The sequence below is a fragment of the Corynebacterium sp. c7Ub_26 genome (genome assembly GCF_053760365.1).
Map to the genome: position 1 here is coordinate 220,385 of NZ_JBSNBL010000001.1, position 22,973 is coordinate 243,357.

21 protein-coding genes, 1 tRNA gene and 1 other RNA gene are annotated in these 22,973 nt (G+C 55.4%); 17 read left to right on the forward strand and 6 right to left on the reverse strand.

All coding sequences use genetic code 11. From position 1 onward, the window contains the following. Positions 1-7 precede the first annotated feature (7 nt). The 3 genes from ACWORE_RS00945 (at position 8) to ACWORE_RS00955 (ending at position 3,230) form a co-directional block, all read left to right on the forward strand. Positions 8-1,201 carry a hypothetical protein gene (locus ACWORE_RS00945; protein WP_455302115.1) on the forward strand — a complete coding sequence of 398 codons (1,194 nt, stop codon included), beginning with the start codon at positions 8-10 and terminating at the stop codon, positions 1,199-1,201. Positions 1,202-1,251: 50 nt separating this feature from the next. Next, positions 1,252-1,629: a transfer-messenger RNA gene (gene ssrA / locus ACWORE_RS00950) on the forward strand. 149 nt (positions 1,630-1,778) lie between these two features. Beyond that, positions 1,779-3,230 carry a glycosyltransferase 87 family protein gene (locus tag ACWORE_RS00955; RefSeq protein ID WP_455302117.1) on the forward strand — a complete coding sequence of 484 codons (1,452 nt, stop codon included), beginning with the start codon at positions 1,779-1,781 and terminating at the stop codon, positions 3,228-3,230. Positions 3,231-3,265: 35 nt separating this feature from the next. Here ACWORE_RS00955 and ACWORE_RS00960 read toward each other — a convergent pair whose 3' ends face one another. From ACWORE_RS00960 to ACWORE_RS00970, 3 genes are all read right to left on the reverse strand, one after another. Continuing rightward, positions 3,266-4,066, reverse strand: coding sequence for an HdeD family acid-resistance protein (locus ACWORE_RS00960; RefSeq protein ID WP_455302119.1), 801 nt, complete (start codon positions 4,064-4,066; stop codon positions 3,266-3,268). A 75-nt stretch (positions 4,067-4,141) separates the two neighbouring features. Further along, on the reverse strand, positions 4,142-4,774 hold the full coding sequence (locus ACWORE_RS00965) for a DNA-3-methyladenine glycosylase I (RefSeq protein WP_455302121.1): 633 nt from the start codon (positions 4,772-4,774) through the stop codon (positions 4,142-4,144). A gap of 89 nt (positions 4,775-4,863) precedes the next feature. Next, a complete protein-coding gene (locus tag ACWORE_RS00970; protein ID WP_455302123.1) occupies positions 4,864-6,276 on the reverse strand; it encodes an alanine/glycine:cation symporter family protein in 1,413 nt (470 codons plus the stop codon). Positions 6,277-6,538: 262 nt separating this feature from the next. Between ACWORE_RS00970 and ACWORE_RS00975 the strand changes: the two genes are divergently transcribed. The 3 genes from ACWORE_RS00975 to pgm all read left to right on the forward strand — a co-directional run bounded on the left by ACWORE_RS00975 (position 6,539) and on the right by pgm (position 9,870). After that, a complete protein-coding gene (locus ACWORE_RS00975; RefSeq protein WP_406604874.1) occupies positions 6,539-7,036 on the forward strand; it encodes a MauE/DoxX family redox-associated membrane protein in 498 nt (165 codons plus the stop codon). Between the two features lie 129 nt (positions 7,037-7,165). Next, positions 7,166-7,939 carry a DsbA family protein gene (locus ACWORE_RS00980; protein WP_296136264.1) on the forward strand — a complete coding sequence of 258 codons (774 nt, stop codon included), beginning with the start codon at positions 7,166-7,168 and terminating at the stop codon, positions 7,937-7,939. A gap of 299 nt (positions 7,940-8,238) precedes the next feature. After that, positions 8,239-9,870 carry a phosphoglucomutase (alpha-D-glucose-1,6-bisphosphate-dependent) gene (gene pgm / locus ACWORE_RS00985; RefSeq protein WP_455302125.1) on the forward strand — a complete coding sequence of 544 codons (1,632 nt, stop codon included), beginning with the start codon at positions 8,239-8,241 and terminating at the stop codon, positions 9,868-9,870. 54 nt (positions 9,871-9,924) lie between these two features. Here pgm and ACWORE_RS00990 read toward each other — a convergent pair. Beyond that, positions 9,925-9,997, reverse strand: a tRNA-Ala gene (locus ACWORE_RS00990). Positions 9,998-10,277: 280 nt separating this feature from the next. On the opposite strand from ACWORE_RS00990, the gene ACWORE_RS00995 reads away from it, so the two are divergent. The 3 genes from ACWORE_RS00995 to ACWORE_RS01005 all read left to right on the forward strand — a co-directional run bounded on the left by ACWORE_RS00995 (position 10,278) and on the right by ACWORE_RS01005 (position 12,996). Beyond that, positions 10,278-11,045 carry a (S)-acetoin forming diacetyl reductase gene (locus ACWORE_RS00995; RefSeq protein ID WP_406606108.1) on the forward strand — a complete coding sequence of 256 codons (768 nt, stop codon included), beginning with the start codon at positions 10,278-10,280 and terminating at the stop codon, positions 11,043-11,045. Positions 11,046-11,156: 111 nt separating this feature from the next. Continuing rightward, positions 11,157-12,284: an LLM class flavin-dependent oxidoreductase gene (locus ACWORE_RS01000; protein ID WP_455302127.1), complete on the forward strand. Its 1,128-nt coding sequence runs from the start codon at positions 11,157-11,159 to the stop codon at positions 12,282-12,284. 61 nt (positions 12,285-12,345) lie between these two features. Continuing rightward, positions 12,346-12,996, forward strand: coding sequence for a CE1759 family FMN reductase (locus ACWORE_RS01005; protein WP_406604871.1), 651 nt, complete (start codon positions 12,346-12,348; stop codon positions 12,994-12,996). 39 nt (positions 12,997-13,035) lie between these two features. Here the strand turns inward: ACWORE_RS01005 and ACWORE_RS01010 are convergent, their stop codons facing one another. Continuing rightward, positions 13,036-14,199, reverse strand: coding sequence for a Gfo/Idh/MocA family protein (locus ACWORE_RS01010; RefSeq protein WP_406604870.1), 1,164 nt, complete (start codon positions 14,197-14,199; stop codon positions 13,036-13,038). 204 nt (positions 14,200-14,403) lie between these two features. Here ACWORE_RS01010 and ACWORE_RS01015 point away from each other — a divergent pair, with 204 nt between their 5' ends. The 4 genes from ACWORE_RS01015 (at position 14,404) to ACWORE_RS01030 (ending at position 17,757) form a co-directional block, all read left to right on the forward strand. Then, positions 14,404-15,420, forward strand: coding sequence for a hypothetical protein (locus tag ACWORE_RS01015; protein WP_455302129.1), 1,017 nt, complete (start codon positions 14,404-14,406; stop codon positions 15,418-15,420). Positions 15,421-15,471: 51 nt separating this feature from the next. Beyond that, entirely contained in the window at positions 15,472-16,359 is an 888-nt protein-coding gene (locus ACWORE_RS01020; RefSeq protein WP_455302131.1) for an ABC transporter ATP-binding protein, read from the forward strand. Next, a complete protein-coding gene (locus ACWORE_RS01025; RefSeq protein WP_455302132.1) occupies positions 16,349-17,200 on the forward strand; it encodes a hypothetical protein in 852 nt (283 codons plus the stop codon). The genes ACWORE_RS01020 and ACWORE_RS01025 overlap by 11 nt, the downstream gene beginning before the upstream one ends. 104 nt (positions 17,201-17,304) lie before the next feature. Then, positions 17,305-17,757 carry a pyridoxamine 5'-phosphate oxidase family protein gene (locus ACWORE_RS01030; RefSeq protein WP_046202606.1) on the forward strand — a complete coding sequence of 151 codons (453 nt, stop codon included), beginning with the start codon at positions 17,305-17,307 and terminating at the stop codon, positions 17,755-17,757. Positions 17,758-17,763: 6 nt separating this feature from the next. Here the strand turns inward: ACWORE_RS01030 and nadE are convergent, their stop codons facing one another. After that, positions 17,764-18,600 (reverse strand): ammonia-dependent NAD(+) synthetase, encoded by an 837-nt coding sequence (gene nadE, locus ACWORE_RS01035; RefSeq protein WP_448234247.1) that lies wholly within the window; start codon positions 18,598-18,600, stop codon positions 17,764-17,766. A 261-nt stretch (positions 18,601-18,861) separates the two neighbouring features. On the opposite strand from nadE, the gene ykgO reads away from it, so the two are divergent. The 4 genes from ykgO (at position 18,862) to nrdE (ending at position 22,884) form a co-directional block, all read left to right on the forward strand. Beyond that, entirely contained in the window at positions 18,862-18,984 is a 123-nt protein-coding gene (gene ykgO, locus ACWORE_RS01040; RefSeq protein ID WP_012732041.1) for a type B 50S ribosomal protein L36, read from the forward strand. 806 nt (positions 18,985-19,790) lie between these two features. After that, a complete protein-coding gene (nrdH, locus tag ACWORE_RS01045) occupies positions 19,791-20,024 on the forward strand; it encodes a glutaredoxin-like protein NrdH (protein WP_406604864.1) in 234 nt (77 codons plus the stop codon). A 174-nt stretch (positions 20,025-20,198) separates the two neighbouring features. After that, positions 20,199-20,630, forward strand: a complete 432-nt coding sequence (gene nrdI / locus ACWORE_RS01050) for a class Ib ribonucleoside-diphosphate reductase assembly flavoprotein NrdI (RefSeq protein WP_046202603.1) — start codon at positions 20,199-20,201, stop codon at positions 20,628-20,630. Positions 20,631-20,727: 97 nt separating this feature from the next. Next, positions 20,728-22,884 carry a class 1b ribonucleoside-diphosphate reductase subunit alpha gene (nrdE, locus tag ACWORE_RS01055; RefSeq protein WP_455302136.1) on the forward strand — a complete coding sequence of 719 codons (2,157 nt, stop codon included), beginning with the start codon at positions 20,728-20,730 and terminating at the stop codon, positions 22,882-22,884. Positions 22,885-22,973: the final 89 nt, after the last annotated feature.

Consider the following 22,973-nt stretch of genomic DNA (forward strand, 5'->3'; position numbering starts at 1 on the left):
AGGAGCAATGATGGGGGACTCAGATCTGCTTGCTCCCGAAGTATGGACCGCCCAGCATCCGACCCGTGGTGCCATCAAGTTAACCATCGCTACTCCCGAACATCTGCGCACTATCGACGCGGGTTGGCCGGAGATCATCACCGACGACAAAGACGAGGACGGGAAAGACCGCGATAAGGATAAGAGCGGCTCGAAGGACGTCGACAAGGGAGTCGGCGAGGACGTCGAAAAAGACAAGGACGCCCCAAAGGATAAGGAAGAAGAGAAGCGACAGAGTCAAGTAAAAGTTGCCCAAGCGTTCGCGAAATCCGACCGCGAGTTTAAGACTTCGATGGCGCGGCGAATTAAATGGCTTACGAAGTGGGGGAGACTCGGGCGCAAAGCAGGAAGCTTCCTTGAACGATGGGAAGCGTCGCCATCTAAGGGATTGCTCCTCGAGATTGAAGACGAACCCTATGCCCGTTTAGAGAAGCTTTCGAAATATGTCGTGCCCGCCGAGAAGCCCCTTAAGCCCGGTGAATACACCAATAGTCGCTCCTCCCGAGATAAACCGCGAGTTCAGGTTGATGTGAACCCGTTGGGGGAGATCATGTCAGCCTTCTACAAAGAGGACAAGGAGACGGTTTTAGCCCTCGAACCGCCTGAAGATTCCCGGTCAGCACGCCGTTTTACGGAGATGCAGGAATCGCCGTGGAAGGGATTTCTCTATCCCATGATCGCGGGCACATCAAAGGCTGGATGGGCGATCTTTGTCTTCATTGTTCTTCCGCTTCTCGGCCGAATAGTGGATTGGCTTCTTGGTTTATTGCCTGACTTCAATATTCCGTGGCCGTCCATACCGTTGCCGCATATCCCGTGGCCCCATATTTCATGGCCTCACATTCCATGGCCAGATTGGAATCTACCGTCAATCCCTCTGCCGGATTGGGTTGTTTTCCTCATTGACCATCCGAGGATGTGGGTTCCCATCGTTATCGGGCTCGTCGTCGGTGTGACGGCGTGGCGGAATCATAGGAAATCGGAGCGCGCGAAGAAGAACGCGAAACGCAACTTCGCAGCGGACCAGGCGGACAACACGTCTCCTAATGACATGGGTCCTGACAACACGACCCCTAACAGCACGTCCAAGGAAAGAGACGTCGCCGTCGAAAATGATGAGCCGAATTCCCAGCCCCTTGACTCATCTGAGAACCCGGAGTAAATTGTAGTCTCCACGTTTGTTCCGCATGCGTACCTGCAAACGTGTGATGAGGGGCCGATTTTGGTTTCGACTCCGTTCTTCAAGCCAGGGGAAGCGTGCCGGTGCAGGCTAGAGACCACCGTTAAGCGTCGTAGCACATTGATAAGCGCCGAGAATACTCAGCGCGACTACGCTCTCGCTGCCTAATCTAGCGAAGCGTGTCTGTCAGCCCAGGTTCGTTCCCGGCCTGGATCCTGGCATCGTTGAGGGAACTTGCCACACCGTTGTGTTGTCGGGGCGTTGTGGGACTTCTTACTGACAACTGGGCCTGTCATCCAGACAAGTTCGCCTGATCTGGAAGGTCGAGCAGAGACTCCGCGCGAACTGCGCACGGAGAAGCCCTGGCGCGATGACGGAGGACCCGAGTTCGATTCTCGGCGGCTCCACCAGACACACCCCGGTCCTAACCGACCGGGGTTTCGTCGTACAAGCCATAATCCCCAGTCATCAACGTTGTTCCGAACCTGCTTCAACAGTGTTTATGAGTGAGGCCGGGCTGGGCTAGGACGTGGCGAGGTCACAATATATTATCGACGCTGTGCAAATTCGTCGTCCGCAAAAATATGAGCCGACTCAAGAACCGGCTCCAGAGAGAAAGCCCATCCGAGGTGGACTTGGCATATCTCTCGGAATGATCTTTTTAGCGGTATGGGCGATTACTCGTTACACCTCGTCGAGTGTGCGGAATAAAGATCTCGGCAATTTGTTTGTCTGGCCCTTGGACTTTTCCATTTATTACAAGGCTGTCCAGCACGTTTCCGAGGGGCACAATTTGTATGGCAAGAACTATATTTTCAACTTGCCCTTTACCTATCCGCCCTTCGCGGCCGTCGCGTTCACCCCGATGACCTTGGTTGATCGCAAAACACTTGCTGTGTATTGGCAGATAGGCTCCCTGATTGTCCTTTTCGCGGTGATCATAGGGATTTTGCGGCAACGTGGCTATAAATGGTCGTTTTCACTGATTATCATTTCCCTTGCCACGGTATTCGCTTCATTTAATCTCTCGGCAGTTCACGGCACATTCTTTTTCGGCCAGGTCAACATTTATTTGATGGGCCTCGTCTCCCTGGACTTTCTTCGTCGCAAAACGAATTTCGGACGCGGAATAGGAACGGGCCTTGCCGCAGGTATAAAACTCACCCCCGCGTTCTCGGTACTCATTTTTATCTTCGAGCGACGATGGAAAGCATTGATCACCGCCGTCGTCGTTTTTGCTGCAACCATCGTTGCCGGGTGCGTCATCATTCCAGACGGATCGAAGTATTGGACCCATTACATGTTCAATACGGACCGGATCGGGCCCCAAAGTAATCCGGGGGCTCAGTCGCTCCGGGGAGTGCTGTACCGGCTGCATATCGACAACCAAATGACGGTATGGATCGAGCTATCCATCGCGATTGTTCTGGTGTTCTGCATCGCAGCCTTTGGTGCGATTAAACGAGGCAATGTCGCGATGGCACTGTGCCTGTCGGGAATAACCGCGCCAATTATTGCCCCATTTTCATGGTTCCACCATTGGGTTTTCCTCGTCCCCCTAGCAGTCTTGCTTATCGACGCCATTATGCGCGGTCTCACGGCGCCGATCGGGTTGATTCAGAACAAGCGTCTGCGGTGGTCATTGGACCAGGTGGCGGGGTTGTGTGCTGTGGCTCTCGTCAGCGTGATGTACATTCCGTTTGTCAGCCAGTACAGCGTGCCGGCTTTCAAGCACCTTCAGCAGAATAAGTCCTCGGATCCAGCGATTATCCGTGGAAGTTTTGTGTACACCGGTATCGCCATTCTCGTTGTCGTTGCGTTGTGGTACTCGGTGGTCTTGGTTATCGACGCGATCCGCCGCCGCGATGAGCAGGCAGCGTCGCCAGAAAACACGTGGTTCGGCGACGGATCGGGTGGGAACGAGAAGGAGCCCCTGGTCCTGGTGTCCCAGGGGCAAAGTGACTTCAGAGAGCATGAAGCCTGGGCCTATTACGGCCCGGATATCAAGTGATGCTCAGGGGCATAAGCGATGTTTATGTTCGCGCGCTAGCGGCGTGATGATGAAAAGAACCTGCGGCCGCGGACGCCCGCGATGATCATCATGATCCCGAAGGCGGCGAGCATGATGCCCATCAAAATGGTCAGGCTGTAGAGGCTCGTCAGGGGAGCGATGATAAAGATGACGCCCAAGATGATGGACAGGATGCCGCTCCACGTCAGGTAGCTGGAGGATCCGGACATCCGGGAAATCACTCGGCCGGTGCTAAACGTCGTAAGCCCATGAGCTAACGCCATGAAACCGATGGCGATCACGATGACCGCACCAAAACTCTGTGGTGAGATCAGAGCCCCGATGCCGGCGAGCACTAAGAGGATGCCGAAGAAAGCGCCGATCCCGGGGAGGACGGGGATGGATTTGGTGGTGAGACCGAACCAGACGAGTGCGCCACCCGCCAAAATGGAGAAGATCCCTGCGGCCCATGCAAAGACGCTAATTCCAGCATGAGGCCAGATCGCTACGACGAGGCCGACGACGGTGGCTAGTCCTCCTAATGCTGCTAGCCATCCAGATCCTTTCGAGGCAACGCCAGCGATAGGGCTTTCGCCCATTAATGATCCAAGTCCACCAAAGCCGGGATTATTTCCAAACGCGGAGGCATACCCTGAGGAAAATCCTCCGGTGCGGTCATAATCAGCAGAAGAACGGTCGTCGTCGTTACTACCCGACGTACCGCCGTCGGCTCGTCGGCCATCGGCACCGTAGACGGCGTCGGGCTCGAAAGGATCGTCGGGAGTTCCCTTTCCCTTCTTGTTGTTATCGCCGGGTGTTGATGAATTATTAGTCATGATTCTCCATTTCCGTCTTACTGTTGTTCCTATTTTTATTATTCCCGTGTCCGCGAATTCCTGTAAGGAAGGTAATTAATCGGCGGACTCCATGGGGTGATAAGCACCGACGAGATGGGTATCGACGATTCCCAATGCTTCCATAAGCGCAAACATGGTGGTCGGTCCGACGAAAGAAAAACCCTTCTTCTTCAACGTCTTCGCTAGTGCCGTTGATTCCGGCGTACGTGAAGGGATGTCGGATAACCGAAAAGGCCTGGGCAGTGACGTGGAAGCATAAGACCAGACCACGTCGGAAAGGTAAGAATTTTCTTCGTGGAGTTTAAGAGTTGCCTGTGCGTTTCTAATCGTTGCCCGAATCTTTCGCTCATTACGAATGATTGCCGGGTTTGCCATGAGCGACGCCACCGCATCCTCGTCGAAAGTGGCGACGATATCTGGATTAAAGTTGGCGAACGCTTCGCGAGAAGCCGGTCGCTTTCGCAAGATGGTGGACCACGATAATCCGGACTGAAACGCCTCCAGAGTGAGGCGCTCGAACACGCCCGATTCTGTCTTCACCGGCACGCCCCACTCGGTGTCGTCGTAATACTCCATCAGCAGCGGGTCCGCCGCCGCCCATGGAGGACGTGCCCGCCCGTCCTCGCCCATCACGAGGTCAGGAGAGAGACAACCCTGCGCGGTATCCCCATCGTGTAGACCAGACATACTTCGAGTGTGGCATATCTTGGAGTCGTTGTGCTTTAGTAGCGGCTCCGTCCCACCACGGGCGTCCTACTCGGAGCAGCGGGTTATCGCTAGTCGGTTCCCTGTTCCTTAAGGAATGCCGCACATTGCTCCGCATTTGCTTTCAAGCGCGGGTCCCAGTCGAGGTAAGCCTTGGTCTCGCGGGCGATGAGCCCGGACAGCACGAGGAGTCCGATCAAGTTAGGAATGGCCATTAGGCCGTTCGCGAGGTCGGCGAAGGTCCACACGGTGCTCAGCTCTGTCGTCGCACCGACGAACACAATGGCGGTGAACACCATCCGGTAGGGGAGTGATCCCCAGCGCCCGAATGCCCGTTGCGCGCAGCGTTCGCCGTAGTAGGACCACCCCAAGATGGTGGAAAAGGCGAAGAACACGATGGACAACGACACGATTGTCCCACCCCATTGGCCGGGCAGCGCGGTCGAGAACGCGTCGGCTGTCATGGTGCCGGCAGCGTCTTCACCGTGGTCCCATACCCCCGTGGTAATGACGACGAGCCCGGTGAACGTCACCACGATGATCGTGTCGATAAAGGTCTGGGTCATAGACACGAGGCCCTGTCGCACCGGGTGAGTGGTTTTCGCAGCCCCAGCGGCAATAGCTGCAGAACCCATACCGGATTCATTAGAGAAGATGCCGCGCGCAACACCCATTTGAATCGCAATGATGATCGATGATCCAGCGAATCCGCCGACCGCAGCGGTACCCGTGAATGCGTCGGTAAAAATGAGGCTGAGCGCGTGAGGAATCTGGTCAGCTTTCATAGCTAGGACCACCGTGCCACCGACGATGTACACCAGGATCATGAGCGGGACGAAGCCGGATGTGATTTTCCCGATTGCCTGGATCCCGCCGAGCAATACCGCGCCGACCAGGATAAACATGAAGATTCCCGACACCCACGGGTCAATCTGGAACGAGTCCTCAAGCCCCGTCGCAATAGCGTTGGCTTGGGTCAAGTTGCCAATACCAAAGCTGGCGATAATCGCGGCGATGGTGAAAAACCAACCCAAGAATGCGCCGAAACCGTTGGGGATTCCTTTGGTGAGGTATCGCATCGGGCCACCGGACATCGTGCCCTGGCTGTCGGTTTCGCGGAACCGCACACCAAGGAAGGCTTCGGAATACTTCGATGCCATCCCCACGAGGCCGGTGATCCACATCCACACCAACGCGCCGGGACCACCCACAGAAATAGCCGTCGCAACACCAACAATATTGCCGACGCCGACCGTCGCCGCGAGGGCCGTCGTCAATGCTTGGTATTGCGTGATGTCGCCTTCTCCGCCATCGTCTTCGCGGTCGAGCAGCCCGAGCCGCAAGGCCGAAAAAATTTTGCGGAACTGCACGGCTCGGAGGCGGTAGGTGAGCCATAGGCCGGTCCCCAGCAGCAGGGGGATGAGGACGAATGGGCCCCATACGACGGAGTCAACGTCGGAAAGCCAGGAGGAGAAGGAATCCATGGATAAAAAGATACAGATTGGCTGTGAGAAAACTTATTAAATCCTCGGAAAATGTGAAGAATTAACACAGTTGTAGCATCACGACACGTCAGCGACATGGTTGTTACCAGGCTCAATCAAAAAAGGAGAGTGCCGACGAGAAAAACGTCGGGAAACGATAGCCAGGAGCGGGTTACCGTGGTGCTGCGCGTGAGGCTATGCTAGAGCTCCATTGCGAGGTGCCCGGAAACGGATGTGCCGTTCACAGGAAAGATGGAAGTCCATGGATACGGTGGTGCAGAGCGGAAACGCGGGCTCACAAGGCGGCCATAAGTCTCTCATTCTCGATATCATCAGCTTGATTACTCGGCTGGCTATGGCCGCAGTCTGGATTATCAGCGGAATTTCGAAACTGCGTGATTCACTGCAAACTCAGCAAGCAATCAATGCTTATGAAATTCTTCCTCGAGATGTCATTTCACCACTCGCGGCGGGGCTGCCGGTGTTCGAAATCGCGCTGGGCGTGCTATTGCTTCTCGGGATTTTCCTGCGCCCAGCTGCGGTGATCTCCATCGGCCTGTTAACCGTATTTATTATTGCGATCATTTCCGCCTGGGCCCGGGGCCTCAGCATTGATTGCGGATGTTTCGGCGGTGGCGGAGCGAATCCCGACGCGGGACCCTCCACCTATCTGACCGAGATAGGACGCGATTTTGGGTTTATAGTACTTTCGGTATGGACCGTGTGGCGGCCGTTTAAGAGGTTCGCATTGCATCCGTAGTTTTTACTGCGGAGTTCCAAAGATGGTACCGGTGGGTTCCATCCATAAAAAGAATCCGTAAACTAGGTAAAGCTATGGGCGCGATGCTGGTTCGCGTCACCATGTGAAAAGTAAACTGCGAGGACTTCATTGAGTAGTAACAAGATTAAAGCGCCAAATGAGAAAAATAACGGTTTTATCTGGGCGATCGCCGTCATCGTTATTATTATCGCCGTGGTGATTGGCTTTGTCATTATTAATGACAAGAACAACAGCTCGTCCTCAAGTGACGCCGCGAAAGACCAAGCCGACGTCACCGCAGAGTTCAATCTCGACGGCTCGACAGCGAACTTCAAGAGTAGCGACGCTAAATCAGACGTTCCCACCGTCGATCTGTATGACGACTTGACGTGCCCCCACTGTGCTGACCTGGAGTCGAGCACGGGACAGTCTCTTCTCGACGCTGTTAACCAGGGGAAGCTGAACCTGAACATCCGCACGTTGAACTTCCTGGATAAAGGCCAGAACGGGAAGCTTGATGAGCAGGGCCCAGCAACCAAGGCGTTGACGGCGCTGTACGCGGTGGCCAAGTCGGGTGACGGAAAGCTGTATTGGAACTATCGAGCCAGCCTGTTTGAAAACCAGCAGAAAGTTTATGGTTCGTGGGGCTATGACAACTTTGCAGACCTTGCCAAGGATATGGGCGCATCCAAGGGTGTCGTGAAAGACATTAAGGACGCGAAATACCACAAGGACGCCCTGAAAATGGCTGAGGACAATGAAAAGAAGCTAACCAAGGAGGGCGATGGGCAGGTTTCTAGCCCGCGCGTCTTCGTCAACGGTAAAGAGCTCAAGTTACAGTCCTCTGACCAGCACGCCTTCGAAGATTGGGTGCCTCAGGCTGAAACAGGCAAGGTCGAATAAGCGGTATTCGCCGAGCCCATAGGGACTTTCGGTTAATTTCCGAGCCCTCGTTTAAGAAGCACCACAAGGGAGCCAGTCAAAAAGGAGATTGGCTCCCTTTTTCTATGTCTGTCTTGTTAGCGTTGGCGTCTTCTCTGGCGGCTATGTTTACGCCTTTGGCGCAATACACATACCCATTGCGAAAAGCCCCCACGTGGGGATACGAGGGTGCAGCTTTCGTCGAAAAGGGGGAAACTGGGGGATGAAAGTTTGTATTGTCGCCACTTATCAGCGTTGTCTTATCTCTGAGGAGGCCCATCATGGCACACCCCCGCGCTGGCCAGCTAGCTCAGCCCGAGGATCTTATTGACCTCGCCGAACTTGTCACTGCGTATTACACGAAGCATCCGGATCTGGAAAATATCGATCAGCAGGTCGTTTTTGGCACGTCGGGGCACCGGGGGTCATCGCTGGACACAGCCTTTAACGAGGATCACATTCTCGCGACGACGCAGGCCATCGTCGATTACCGAAAAAAGGAAGGCATAGACGGCCCGCTTTTCGTCGGCCGGGATACGCACGGTTTGTCAGAGCCAGCGATGATTTCTGCCCTAGAGGTCCTCGTCGGCAATAAAGTGACGACGCTTGCGGATTCAGCGGGGAAGTACACGCCGACGCCTGCTGTGTCCCACGCGATTTTGACGCATGAGCACCCGAAGGCCGATGGCATTGTGATCACGCCGTCCCACAATCCGCCGCGGGACGGGGGCTTTAAATACAATCCGCCGACGGGTGGTCCTGCCGGGACGGATGCGACGGGGTGGATCGCGGATCGTGCCAATGAGTACATTGCGCAGGGGCTCAAGGGGGTCACGCGCAAACCTGTTAGTGGTGTGACGGATTGGGGGGATTATCTCAAGCCCTTCGATTTTATGTCGGATTACATTGATGATCTGCCGTCGATCGTGAACCTTGATGCGATTCGCGACGCAGGGGTCCGCATTGGTGCTGATCCGATGGGTGGCGCATCGGTTGATTACTGGGGCGCGATTGCAGACAAGCATCGGCTGGATCTCACCGTGGTCAATCCGCTGGTCGACGCGACATGGCGGTTCATGACCTTGGATACCGACGGCAAAATCCGCATGGATTGCTCCAGCCCGAACTCCATGGCGTCCTTGGTGCATAATCGCGATAAGTACGACATCGCGACGGGTAACGATGCCGATTCTGACCGCCACGGCATCGTCACTCCCGACGCTGGCCTCATGAATCCGAACCACTATCTGGCCGTCGCCATTGATTACCTCTTCGCGCATCGCCCGCAGTGGGCGGACTCGACGGCCGTCGGGAAGACGGTGGTGTCGTCGTCGATGATTGATCGTGTCGTCGAGAAATTGGGCCGTAAGCTTGTTGAAGTTCCTGTTGGGTTTAAGTGGTTTGTCCCGGGGCTGATTTCAGGCGAGATCGGCTTTGGTGGGGAAGAGTCGGCCGGGGCTTCCTTCCTCCGTTTCGACGGAACCGTGTGGTCGACCGATAAGGACGGGCTGATCCTTAACCTCCTGGCCAGCGAGATCAAAGCAGTCACGGGGGAGACGCCGTCCGAGCGGTATGCGGAATTGGCGGAGGAGTTCGGTGCTCCGGCTTATGCGCGTACCGACGCCGAGGCCAACCGTGAGCAAAAGGATCGGTTGAAGAAGCTCTCTCCGTCGGACGTCACAGCGACGACCCTGGCGGGGGAGGAGATCACGAACAAGTTGACCGAAGCGCCTGGTAACAATGCGGCGATTGGTGGTCTGAAAGTCGTGACCGAGAACGCGTGGTTCGCTGCTCGGCCGTCGGGCACCGAAGATAAATACAAGATTTATGCGGAGTCCTTCAAGGGCGACGATCACCTGGCCGAAATTCAGCGCGAGGCGCAGCAGCTCGTTGAAGACGTGCTGGGCAAGTAAAGGCCTGGGCACATACGACAAATTCCCTGTTCATCGCTGACCAGGGAATCTTTGTGGAGCTAACGGGACTCGAACCCGTGACCCCCACACTGCCAGTGTGGTGCGCTACCAGCTGCGCCATAGCCCCTTAGACCACGATTAATTTACTCATCGGGAAGATATTAGACAAATCACCAGGTGGGTACGTTGATTTCGCCGGCACAGCGATGCCAATGAGTCGCCAACGAGTTGATAGAACGTCGGCGCGAGTATGCAATTTTTTATCGGTCCGGCTCCTCCTTTCCGCGTACACTGAGTGGGTAAGTAAGTGTCCACTCACTTGTTGTGTCGTTCTGGTCACTTACCCCCGATATCGATGTCATGCTGCTTCGAATAAGTGGAGAAGCAGCGTCGCGGAAGGATTCATGATGCAGAAGGTCGCATTCATCACCGGCGCTGGTCAGGGCATTGGTGAGGCTATCGCAAAGCGCTTGGCCAACGATGGTTTCGCCATCGCAGTCGCGGACTTTAATAATGACACCGCGGAAAAAGTCGCCAAGGACATTTCGGCGCAGGATGGTGGCAAGGCCGTCGCCGTGCACGTCGATGCGTCGGATCGCGATTCCGTCTTTTCCGCTGTCGACGAAACCGTCGAGAAACTGGGGCGTCTGGACGTCGTCGTTAATAATGCTGGTCTTGGCCCGACGACCCCGCTGGAAGACATCACCCTCGAGCTGTACCACAAGGTGTTCGACGTCAACGTGGGCGGAACCCTGTGGGGAATTCAGGCCGCGATGAAGTACATGAAAGAGACCGGCGGGAAGATCATTAACGCGTCGTCGCAGGCAGGCCAGGTGGGCAACCCAGAATTGGCCGTTTACGGTGCGACGAAGTTCGCTATTCGGGGTATTACGCAGACCGCTGCTCGTGATCTTGCGAAGTATGGGATCACGGTCAACGCTTACTGCCCGGGCATTGTGGATACGCCGATGATGCGTGGCATTGCTCAGGAAGTTGCGGATAACGCTGGCAAGCCGTTCGAGTGGGGCATGGAGCAGTTCGCGCAGAACATCACCTTGGGTCGTTTGTCGAAGCCCGAGGATGTGGCCGCGTGTGTGTCCTATCTTGCCGGTCCGGATCCGGATTACATGACAGGGCAAGCGCTCCTGATTGATGGCGGTATGGTCTTTAACTAAGCCTCTTAGCTGCTGTTTTGTCAGTCAGTGGGGCATGGGAATACTTTTCATGATGTTTTGTTGATATGTCATGTAAACGGTTTTACCCATAATCGAGGGAAGGATTGAACGATGCAATTCGGACTATTCACTGTTAGCGACATCACGGCCGATCCCACCACCGGGAAGGCGCCTACCGAGCATGAGCGCATCCAGGCCTGGGACGCCATGGCTAAGAAAGCGGAAGAAGTTGGCTTAGATGTCTTCGCTATCGGCGAGCATCACAATCCTCCGTTCTTCTCCTCGAGCCCCACGACGGCACTGGCACACCTCGCGGCCAAATACCCGAAGCTGCTGTATTCAACGTCGACGACGCTGATCACCACGAACGATCCAGTGAAGATCGCTGAAGACTACGCCATGCTGCAGCATCTCACTGACGGCAACATCGACCTCATGATGGGCCGCGGTAACACCGGTGCGGTGTACCCATGGTTCGGAAAAGATATCCGCAAGGGAATTCCGCTGGCCATCGAGAACTATCACCTGCTGCGTCGGTTGTGGCGTGAAGAGGTGGTGAATTGGAAGGGCGAGTTCCGCACCTCGCTTCAAAGCTTCACCAGCACTCCGCGGCCGTTGGACGATACGCCACCATTTGTGTGGCACGGTTCCATCCGCTCGCCGGAAATCGCAGAGCAGGCTGCCTATTATGGCGACGGCTTCTTCCACAACAACATATTCTGGAATATCGAACACACACAGCAGATGGTGAAGCTCTACCGTGAGCGCTATGAGCACTACGGGCACGGATCTGCTGACCAGGCAATCGTCGGCCTGGGTGGTCACGTCTTTATGGCGGATACGGAAGCAGAAGCGAAGAGATTCTTCCGCCCCTACTTTGATAACGCACCTGTCTATGGCCATGGTCCGTCGCTCGAAGAGTTCGAGGCCATGACCCCGTTGACGGTGGGCACGCCGGAGCAGGTCATCGAGAAATACCTCGGGTACGCCGATGCTGTTGGTGACTATCAGCGTCAGCTATTCCTGGTGGATCACGCTGGTGTCCCGCTGGATAATGTGCTGGAGCAGATCGAAATCCTGGGTAAGGAGGTTGTTCCGGTCTTGCGCCGCGAGTTTGAGGCACGACGTCCGGCGCACGTCCCCTCAGATCCGCCGACGCACGCATCGCTGGTTGCTGAAGGCCCGGATTCTCCGTTCCATCTGGTTCAGCCGGTTAAGGCACGTGAAGAAAATAGTTAAGCTACCGTGCATTCTTAGCTAGCTATTAATACATCGGCGAATCAGAAAGGCGTAACGGAAAATGAAGAAAGTCGCGGTTATTAATGCAGGGGTAGGAACGCCCTCGAATACGAAGATGCTCATTGATTCCATTACTGGGGCTTTAGAATCTCAGGTGTCCAAACGTGGCGACGCGGTCGAGATCGAAACAATTAACTTGCGGCCCCTCGCCAACGAACTAGCCACAGTGATGACCACCGGTATGGCCGGTGAGAAACTCACACAAGCGAAGAAAACACTCTCGGCTGCCGACGGTGTTATCGCGGCATCCCCGGTCTTTACCTCGAGTTACACCGGGCTATTCAAGATGTTCATGGATTCCCTGGATACCAATGCTCTCAACGGCATGCCGGTGCTGATCGCGGCGACAGCGGGCACTCCTCGCCATGCCCTCATGCTCGACTACGCGATGCGCCCGCTGTTCACATACTTGCGCGCTACGGTCATGCCTACGGGCGTCTTCGCAGCTACCGAGGACTTCGGCCAAGAGACTGACCTCACGCGCCGGGCCAACCGCGCAGCATCGGAGCTTGCTGGTTATCTCTTGGCGACGACGGGAGCTGTGGAAGGATTCGGCCCCGACCTGACGGAGTCGGCCCCCGAACGCAAGGACGGCGTCAACGTTTCTCACTCCCGCGACTTTGAGGATCTTTTACGCGGTCACGAGGGGTAACCGCTGGTGAGGGGCGCCGGGAGAATAAACCCCGGTGAGTTAGAGTTCCTCAGTCGCTTTCACAGCAATGTCATCCTCGCCCGGCTTTGACGGGGCGGGGATTTCTTGTGCTTCATCAGCGCTAATTCGGCGTTCACGTGTGCGAGGTTCCAGCGCGACGGGACGCCCGGTTTCCAGCGATTCCTTCACTGCCTCACAGACGCGGATATCGAGCAGGCCCTCTTCACCATCGGGCTCAGGCTGTTTATTTTGGCCGACGCACGTCAGAAAATACCGCGTTTCACCAGCGAATTGATCCTTGGCGCCGTAGTGCCATTCCTCGGTGGTATCGGTACCGCTGCCTTCTTTGTCGGCAAGCGACACAGTCGCGTGAAGATCGGAGCCTTCACCCCACATGTACGACGACGGGGACACGACCGTCCCCTTAGAGGCTGCTAGTGTGAAGCCCTCGGCTGAGGACGTCGAGTAACTCGCCGTAAATTGGGCAGTCCGTCCGCTGTCGAATCCAAGAGAAACGCTGACGGTTGGGGTGGTGTCCGGACCGGTGCCCTCGTGGTGGCCGCCGATCGCGTAAACGGTCGTCGGTTCTTCTTCATACAGATTGCGAACCATGTTGAGCGCGTAGACCCCGAGATCGGGAACCGGGCCGCCCCAGAACCCGTGGTTCGCGCGGTGATTCTCCGGGTTAATCGTGTGGCTGAACTGCGATGTGAAGTAACGCGCATCGCCGAGTTTGCCAGAGCGGACAAGCTCGACCAGGTCAATCATGAACGGGTCGGTGTGCATCCGATAGGCGAGCATGAGCGTCGTGCCCGTCTCGTTGGCCGCGGCGATCATGGCCTGACAATCGTCGACCGACGGGGCCATGGGCTTTTCACACAACACGGGAATCCCGGCGTGAAGTGCGGGGATGGTGAATTCACGATGGCGATCAACCGGCGTCGCAACATAGACAGCGTCGATATCGCCCGAGCCAAGGAGTTCCTGGTACCGGTCATAGGAATATCCAGGGACGTCATAGCGCTTTGCCTTCTCGGGATGCGACGTAACGACGGCGGCTAGCTGCGCCTCGGGTAATTGCGCGAGTCCAGGAAGGAAGGCTTGCTGCGCGATCTGCCCGAGCCCGACGACAGCGAAGCGATAGGGGAGGTCGGGTGATCCTGGTTTGTTCGATGATGTGTTTTCCAATGTGTTATTCGACATAGAAGCCAGGGTAGGTCTGAATCCTCGATCGCGTCGAGTGTGAGTGCTTGGGAGCTGGAGGGTGTACGGGAAGCTGGGGGGTGTAAGCAGTGTGAAGTCCGCGATATTAAATGAGGAATTATTATGCGTATTTAAAAAATTAGGCTAATCTACACACATCTCCCTTTTTATTCAAGGTTAAACTGCACATAGGTGGCGCCCCTCATGTCCTCCAAACCCCTGGGCCCAGATCAGTCCAGCCAGTCAGAATTCGATCCACCCCAGTCTGGCTCCGACAGCCAGCCAGGTTACAGCGACCAGCTCAATAATGATCCGACGGAAAACTTCAGCATGGAAGAGAGTGCGCAGCAGAGCGGTGTGAACCGTCGTGTGAACTGGCCGACCGTCATGATGGCCGGCGGGGTAGCAGCTATCGTTGCGGCGGTCATCCTGGCGATTGGCGTTGTCGGTTTGTCTCGCCATGGAGACGACGATTCAGCCGCCTACGTCGCGGAAGAGACCACCGACGCGCAGGGGCACAAGGTCATCAAGAAGTCGCCGGTCCCGTCGAGTGCGAAGAAATCGGAAGATGCTTCCGGGAAAAATTCGCACGATAAGAATAAGACTGACAAGGGATCCACTGGCGGAGCCCTGGGTGCTCCGACTGAGGGGAAGAAAGCGTCGTCGTCGGGCGGAAACTCGGATTCGAGTTCGGGGTCTGGATCGAATGACAATGATAATGGCTCGGATTCTGATTCGTCTCAGAACGGGCAGGATGAGTCTGATGCCGGAGATAATGATGCCGACGATAGCAGCGTATCGGACTCGGATTCCGGAAACCGCAGGTGGACGCCGTCGTCACCCTTGCCAGCCAACTACACGGTGACGGATCCCAATCCTTCGCTCGACGAGCTCAACGGGATTGTGTACTTCCTGACTGCGACGGATGCCTCGGATGAAGCTAAGAAAGCGAATATTGAGGCACCCGATGCTGTGGTCGTTCCAAAGACTGTCTCGAGGATCGGTCTATTCCGTGCTCCACGTGGTGGGAGCCGGCTAACCGGACCCATGGAGCGAAACGGCGACACCATTACTGTTCAGCTTCACTCTTTCTCTGCAGGGATTCCCGACATTTCAATGCCTATCAACTTTGTCTACAAAGACGGGAATTGGCGGTTGGCTAGTTCATCAATGTGTCAGGGTGTGAAAACCGTTGGTCTTCCGATCTATTGCAACGCTTAGGGAAAACGCTGAGGTAATCAGCGTGATGAGTGTTCAGAAAAGGTCAGCGTCGTGATACTGCTGGATAACATTCGTTATGAAGTCGACCCAGGTAGCCGTCGGCTATGGTCCAGGACGACGAGTAGTAAACACCGTGAATCAGGCGCACATCGCGGGTCGAGTCAGGGCCGGAATGTCGCTACACGAGGCAAGCGGACCGACTTCGCATTGTCCGATGTGTCACTGCGTTTCGATAATTCCACGATCACGTATCTCGTCGGCCTCAATGGTGTGGGCAAGTCGACGCTGCTAAAAATTATGGCTGGCATCGTGCCGGTCGCGTCGGGAGTAGTCAGCGTGGATGGCGCTGACCCGCGGAAATGGGACGGACCCGGCCGCTCATTGGGAGTGTTCCTGGATACAACGGCGAGCGAAATGAAGCAGTCGGGGCGTCATCATTTGCATTGGGTAGCGTCGGCAAAAAGACTGTCCTGGGATGAAGCTGACGACATGATTGTGCGCGTCGGGCTTGGGGCCGTGGCGGATAGGCCAGTGCGTAGTTATTCGCTCGGCATGCGTCAGCGGTTGGGCGTTGCGACTGCGCTGCTCGGGTGGCCGCGGAACATCATTATGGACGAGCCGATGAATAGCTTGGACCTGGCGGGCATGTTGTGGTTGCGGTCTTTGATGCGGGATCTGGCCGAGCGCGGTCACTGCGTTGTGGTGGCGTCGCATCATTTCGCGGATGTGGAGCGGACTGCGGATCGGGTGGTTTTGCTCGAGGGCGGGACTATCGTGTCGCAAGGTTCGGTACGCGATGTTGTCGGGACTCATGCGTCGTTGGAGGAAGCGTTTATCGACGCGATCCCACGTGCGCTCAATCACGCGGTCGCTGTTGGCCGCAACGGCGCGGTGCCCGTCGGCCACCATAATGTCGGGAGGAGTGGCCATGCCCGGTAGCTCTGACAGTGCACGAATCAACAGTGCCGCGCGTAAGTCGGGACCGTTTCCCTGGCGCGCCTTCTATTCCGCGTGGACCTCAGAGTGGGTGCGGTTAAGCGGCTGGAGAGGGCCTTTCATACGTGTCCTCGTGCCATTGGGCATCGTTCTGCCCTTGGTAGTGACGCTGGTCATTGGCGGTGTAGCGGAATCGCTGCACGGTAACGGTGGTTTGATTCAGGTTCGCGAAGTATCGACGACGAACGCGAACTATTGGGTGATTTACTTGGGAATCACCATGTATACCGTCGTCGCGACTTACGCGCAGGCCTCATCGATGCGAGGGCCCGGTGGCGAGCTGGACTCCGTACTGCACCCACGACCAGTCCCGTCGATCATCGCTCGCTGGCTAGTCCTGTCGGTTGCCGCGGCCATCGGATCGTTTTTCTCCGTCCTCATGGTGATGGTTGCCTTGCCGGCGTTATATCCGCAGGTGTACGGGTCTGTGTCCGCCTCAAGCGTCGAGGGTGTGCGGTTCTTGTGGGCGACGCCGTTATATGCGGTCGCAGCGTGCGGGATTGGTGTGGGAATCGGCGCGCTCGTTGCGGTACCCGCGGCCGCTATTACCGTGATCACGGTGTGGTCACTCTTGATCGAGAACGCCGTCGTGTTCGCCCCTCACGGGGGTGAAATTGTGCGGTGGATGCCGTTTCTGAACGGAATTTTTGGCACAGGTCAAGAGATAGTTCTTGAGCCGCCGTGGAGCAGTAACGGCTCGTTGCTCTACGTCATGGGATGGGCTGCAGTGATTATGCTTTTGGGCACCTGCTCAGCGGTTAGACGGTCGCGTCGGCCCCGCTAGCAGGCGCCTAACATGCACCATGACTAGGGTGTTCCTCGTGTCGGGTTGGCACCCGAAAGGGGGATTTCGCTGTGACGAACGTGTTTTTAGAGCAGAATAGACACATGAGCGACGAGAACATCATCACTGAACTGTCCGACGAGGAAGTCTTCGACTTCCTCTCTTCTGTAAAGCTAGGGCGCCTGGTTGTCAGGTCCGGTGAGGACATTGACATTTACCCGGTCAATTACGTTGTTGATCCCGGCGACGGCGACCGTCCGAAGTCGATCCTTTTCCGCACGTCAGAGGGGTCAAAGCTGGTCTCGCTGACCGTCAACGATAAGGTCCTTTTCGAGGTTGACTCTTTCGACGAGTCCGACGCCACATCGGTCGTCATCCGCGGTCGGGCACATCGCCTGACCAGCACTGCCGAGATCAACGAGGCAGACAAACTTGAGCTCAAGCCGTGGCTTCCCACGCTGAAATACAACTATGTGCGTGTCGTCCCAGACTCCGTGTCAGGCCGTCACTTCAAACTTGGCGACGAACCTGACCGGTACATGAGCACGAAGTACTAGCACAGATTATTGCTTCCACCATGTGTCGGTAGGGGCGACCGGCATGCTGCGCTTATGGCGGCTCACCGTGTAGAGATGCTCGATGCGATCGATGGCCTCCTGTGGCAGCCCGTCGACGCCTTCGAGGTAGTCGTCGATCTGTGAGTAGGTCACGCCGAGTGCATCTTCATCGGGCAGCGCGGGGCGGTTGTCTTCCAGGTCTGCCGTGGGAACCTTGCTCCACGTGCTGGGGGGCGCGCCGAGTTCCTGAAGCAGTGCTGCACCCTGCCGTTTTGTCAGGCCTGAGAGGGGGAGAACATCCGCGCCGCCGTCACCGTACTTGGTGTAAAAACCGGTTACGGCTTCTGCAGCATGGTCAGTGCCGACGACGAGGAGGCCGAGCTGCCCGGCCGCCGCATATTGGGCAACCATGCGGATGCGTGCTTTGACATTTCCCCGGTTGAAATCGGTGAGACAGTGAATTCCTAGCGACGCCGATACCGTCTTTGTTAACGCTTGGGTTGCATCTTTGATATTGATGGCGACGGTCCGATCGGACTCGATGAAGTTCAGAGCGCGCTGGGCATCGTCCTCATCTGCTTGCTCTCCATAGGGGAGCCGCACCGCGTGGAAACGTACCTTGGTTCCTTCTTGCTCGCGGACACGCTCGACGGCGAGTTGGGCCAGGCGGCCAGCGAGCGTCGAATCCTGGCCTCCCGAAATGCCCAGGATAAAGCCCTTAGCCTGCGTGGAGATCAGGTACTCGGCCAGGAATGAAACTCGTCGTTCGATTTCTTCTTGTGGATCAATGGTGGACTGGACGCCAAGGGAGCGTCGTATGTCGTCGCGAAGATCGCTTGTCATTCCACCATGGTAAAACGGTTGGGTTGCTGATGTACACCGGTGTCGGTAATTCACGTACACCGGTGTGGGGTAGGTAGGGGATTGGGCATAAAGTTTTGGATTTCGGCCTGGTCGCGGTACCATAGCGCTTCGTGTCATAGTCATGTGGGTGAACTGCGACGATTTCGTAGGAATTATCCGCACCAGACTGTGTTGTGTAGTGGCCGATCACCACAGGTGGTTGGCTTTTACTAGCCCAGCCGACGAAGAAAGGAGCGCCCGATGAAGGTCCGTAAGTCCCTTCGGTCGCTGAAGAACAAGCCGGGCGCTCAGGTTGTGCGCCGTCACGGCAAAGTTTTTGTGATCAACAAGAAGGATCCTCGTTTCAAGGCCCGCCAGGGTTAATTGACTCAGTGACCGTAGCTGGCAGTCAGCAAGAGTTTGTATAGAAGCCGACGGTCGACATTGAGCTGAGCGCTGAAGTAGCGCCGAACCGGCAGCTTTCCGTTAGGAAGGTTGCCGGTTTTTGCGTTTCGTTGGCAGGGTGGTTTGTGAGTGGGGCCTTACGGGTTTTACGACGAAAGTGTGTCCGCGTGCTGGAAAACTGTGGGGGTATATAGGCGAAAAATGGCCGAAAATTGACCATATCCCCCCGCACTTTAATTTTGGGGCGCATATTCCCCCGCACTTTTCGGGGCTCTAGGTGTAGTTTCCTGCAGTTTTTCCGTCTACCGACTTCTTCTTCCGCGCGTCGGTGCTTCGCGCCCAGGAATTGGGTTCTTCCAGGGGCGTATTTACGGTTAGTCACGAGGGCACAATCCTTCAGGAGCCTGTCCGCACCGATCACCCGGTAGGCGCTCTGGCACATGGGTGAAACATCGTGCTTCACGGACGAGGTTGTGCGGTTCGTGGATGATGCACATCTATGTAGCAAAACTGATGCTTAAATCGGGCTTGCATACATGTAGTGATTCGTAATAGTGACGACCTTGGAATTTCGTCTTTGTAATTACTACATGTAGTGGCGGTGAGTCGATTCAAATTCTATCTATTGTGTTTTTGCTGTCGGTGGGATAGAGTTAATTCCCGTTGCACGGGCCGAACAAAGGGTGAGGATCCGCCGGATAATCGCCTCGTTCTCGCGGTAAAAGTGCCCGTCGATAAACAATTACCGCAGCAAAAGTAGTGCATCAACAGAGGGAGAATTTTCTATGGCCGTCACCGTCTACATCAAGCCCGCCTGTGTTCAGTGCACTGCTACAAAGAAGGCTCTCGATCGTGCGGGCGTGGACTACGAAACTGTCGATATCACCATGGACAGCGACGCTCGCGACTACGTGATGGCTCTGGGCTACCTGCAGGCCCCTGTCGTTGTCGCTCAGGACGAGCACTGGTCGGGGTTCCGTCCGGATCGTATTAAGAGCCTGGTCACTTCCGCTGCATAAGGCGCCGCTGCACACGTCGTCGCCGTTCGACGAGGGCTCGCGTGGCGCGAAATCTTATCTTTTGGTTGTTCTGCAGAGCTAATAGGCGGTTCCCAGCAATGCGTAGCCCCGCCTCATTTTCATTTTTCTTTCCGTTTTAACAGTTTCAGTCACCAGAAAAGATGAAAAATAATCATGTACCTCGTCTATTTCTCTTCGGCGACGAATAACACGCAGCGGTTCGTCGATAAGTTGGGTATGCGTGCAGACCGGATACCGCTTCGACGTACCGAACCTGACCTGATCGTCGACGAGCCATATGTCCTGATATGCCCAACATATGGCGGTGGGGCGTCGATAAGCCGGCAGGAAACGAGGCCTGTGCCCACCCAGGTGATTCATTTCCTGAACAATGAGCAAAACCGCAGCTTGATTCGGGGTGTTATCGCATCGGGTAACACCAATTTTGGTCCAGATTATGGCGTCGCGGGCGATATTATCGCAGAAAAGTGTCACGTTCCTTATCTCTATCGGTTCGAGTTGATGGGAACCCAGGAGGACGTGGCCATCGTGAAACAGGGCCTCGCTGCATTTGAAGCCAATGGGATGAGACGACACGCAGCATAAGTAATGCGAAACGCCTGTATGAACTCTCATCACAGACCGAACATCAATCACGAAACGTCAGTACAGAAGTTCCCCCTCAACTATTAGGAGATTCTAGGTGTCAGATCTCGGCAAAACAGTAGCAGAACCTGTTCGGGCTACAGAGCAGTTAGATTTCCATGCTCTCAATGCCATGCTTAACCTCTATGACGAGAATGGCAAGATTCAGTTCGACAAAGACCGCGAAGCAGCTAATCAATTTTTCCTTCAGCATGTTAATCAGAACACGGTGTTCTTCCATGATCTGGAAGAAAAATTTGATTACTTGATTAAGAACAATTATTACAACGGTGACGTTGTCGAGAAGTATGAATTTTCCGACATTAAAGATCTGTTCAAGCAAGCCTATAGCTACAAGTTCCGTTTCAAGACGTTCTTAGGCGCATACAAGTATTACACCTCATACACGTTGCGTACCTTTGATGGGAACCGTTACTTAGAGCGGTATGAGGATCGAGTATGCATGGTTGCATTGGGGCTTGCCGATGGTGACATCTCTCTAGCGCGTCGGCTCGTCGACGAAATTATTCAGGGCCGTTTTCAGCCAGCAACCCCGACATTCCTCAACATCGGCAAAGCTCAGCGCGGTGAGCCGGTTTCATGCTTCCTTCTTCGTATCGAAGACAATATGGAGTCGATTGGTCGCTCTATCAACTCTGCTTTGCAGCTATCTAAGCGAGGCGGGGGAGTAGCGCTTCTGCTGTCTAACCTGCGTGAACAGGGTGCTCCGATCAAGAAGATTGAGAACCAATCGTCCGGCGTCATTCCAGTAATGAAGCTCTTGGAGGATTCCTTCTCTTACGCCAACCAGTTGGGTGCGCGCCAGGGAGCCGGAGCGGTTTATCTACACGCACACCATCCGGATATTCTGCGATTCTTGGACACCAAGCGTGAAAACGCGGACGAAAAGATCCGTATTAAAACCTTGTCACTGGGTGTAGTTATCCCCGATATTACGTTTGAATTGGCCAAGCGTAATGATGATATGTACTTGTTCTCGCCGTATGACGTTGAACGAGTCTATGGGAAACCCTTCTCGGACATCGGCATCTCTGAGCATTACGACGAGATGGTGGAAGACCCTCGCATTAAGAAATCGAAAATTAATGCGCGGCAGTTCTTCCAGACTCTGGCCGAGATTCAATTCGAGTCCGGGTATCCGTATATTATGTTTGAGGATACAGTTAATCGCGCGAATCCCATCGCTGGGCGCATTAATATGTCTAACCTCTGCTCAGAGATCCTCCAGGTCAATAGCCCGTCGGAATTTAACGCGGACCTGACGTATCAACATATTGGCGACGACATCTCGTGCAACCTCGGTTCGCTGAACATTGCGATGGTCATGGATAGTGATGACTTCGACGGAACTATTGATACCGCTATCCGTGGGTTGACCGCGGTCTCGGATCAGACGTCGATCGATTCGGTGCCATCCGTCCGGCAGGGCAACGAGCATTCCCACGCAATCGGCTTGGGCCAGATGAACCTCCACGGCTACTTGGGGCGTGAGCACATTTACTATGGCAGTGAGGAAGCGCTCGATTTCACTAATGCGTATTTCGCCGCCGTCATGGTGGCCTGCCTCAAGGCATCCAATCGCCTCGCCAAGGAACGGGGCGTGACGTTCACCGGCTTCGAGGACTCCGATTACGCGTCGGGTGCTTTCTTTGATCGGTACGATCCGAAGGACTTTGCTCCGAAAACAGAGAAGGTCAAGCGCATCTTTGAGGAATCGTCGATTTCGGTAACGACGCCTGAGGAGTGGGCCCAGTTGCGTGAGGATATCCAGCAATACGGCCTCTACAACCGAAACCTTCAGGCTATTCCTCCGACGGGTTCTATTTCGTATATCAACAACTCGACATCGTCGATTCACCCGATCGCGTCGAGAATTGAAATCCGTAAAGAGGGCAAGATTGGGCGCGTGTACTATCCCGCACCGCATATGAACAATGACAACCTTGACTATTTCAAAGATGCTTATGAAATAGGATATGAAAAGGTTATCGATACGTATGCGATAGCGACGAAATACGTCGACCAAGGGTTGTCGCTTACCTTGTTCTTTAAAGACACCGCAACGACGCGAGATATTAACCGCGCACAGATTTACGCGTGGAAGAATGGGATTAAGACCCTGTATTACATTCGTCTGCGGCAGGCGGCATTGGAAGGTACAGAGGTCGAAGGTTGCGTCTCCTGCATGCTGTAACGGTTGGGCAGTGACGGTGCGGCAGTTGACGGTGCACGATGCGCGCTGTCACAGTCGGGCCGTAAGAAGTGGGGCCGAAGCGGGCATAA

Coding starts and splice junctions, on each gene's coding strand:
- ACWORE_RS00960 (WP_455302119.1), bottom strand. CDS start 4,066: ATGACTAATAATTCATCAACACCCGGCGATAACAACAAGAAGGGAAAG.
- ACWORE_RS00965 (WP_455302121.1), bottom strand. CDS start 4,774: ATGTCTGGTCTACACGATGGGGATACCGCGCAGGGTTGTCTCTCTCCT.
- nadE (WP_448234247.1), bottom strand. CDS start 18,600: ATGACAAGCGATCTTCGCGACGACATACGACGCTCCCTTGGCGTCCAG.
- ACWORE_RS01030 (WP_046202606.1), top strand. CDS start 17,305: ATGAGCGACGAGAACATCATCACTGAACTGTCCGACGAGGAAGTCTTC.
- ACWORE_RS01015 (WP_455302129.1), top strand. CDS start 14,404: ATGTCCTCCAAACCCCTGGGCCCAGATCAGTCCAGCCAGTCAGAATTC.
- ACWORE_RS01010 (WP_406604870.1), bottom strand. CDS start 14,199: ATGTCGAATAACACATTGGAAAACACATCATCGAACAAACCAGGATCA.
- nrdI (WP_046202603.1), top strand. CDS start 20,199: ATGTACCTCGTCTATTTCTCTTCGGCGACGAATAACACGCAGCGGTTC.
- pgm (WP_455302125.1), top strand. CDS start 8,239: ATGGCACACCCCCGCGCTGGCCAGCTAGCTCAGCCCGAGGATCTTATT.
- ACWORE_RS01025 (WP_455302132.1), top strand. CDS start 16,349: ATGCCCGGTAGCTCTGACAGTGCACGAATCAACAGTGCCGCGCGTAAG.
- ACWORE_RS00970 (WP_455302123.1), bottom strand. CDS start 6,276: ATGGATTCCTTCTCCTCCTGGCTTTCCGACGTTGACTCCGTCGTATGG.
- ACWORE_RS00975 (WP_406604874.1), top strand. CDS start 6,539: ATGGATACGGTGGTGCAGAGCGGAAACGCGGGCTCACAAGGCGGCCAT.
- ACWORE_RS00995 (WP_406606108.1), top strand. CDS start 10,278: ATGCAGAAGGTCGCATTCATCACCGGCGCTGGTCAGGGCATTGGTGAG.
- ACWORE_RS01000 (WP_455302127.1), top strand. CDS start 11,157: ATGCAATTCGGACTATTCACTGTTAGCGACATCACGGCCGATCCCACC.
- ACWORE_RS01005 (WP_406604871.1), top strand. CDS start 12,346: ATGAAGAAAGTCGCGGTTATTAATGCAGGGGTAGGAACGCCCTCGAAT.
- ACWORE_RS00945 (WP_455302115.1), top strand. CDS start 8: ATGATGGGGGACTCAGATCTGCTTGCTCCCGAAGTATGGACCGCCCAG.
- ykgO (WP_012732041.1), top strand. CDS start 18,862: ATGAAGGTCCGTAAGTCCCTTCGGTCGCTGAAGAACAAGCCGGGCGCT.
- nrdH (WP_406604864.1), top strand. CDS start 19,791: ATGGCCGTCACCGTCTACATCAAGCCCGCCTGTGTTCAGTGCACTGCT.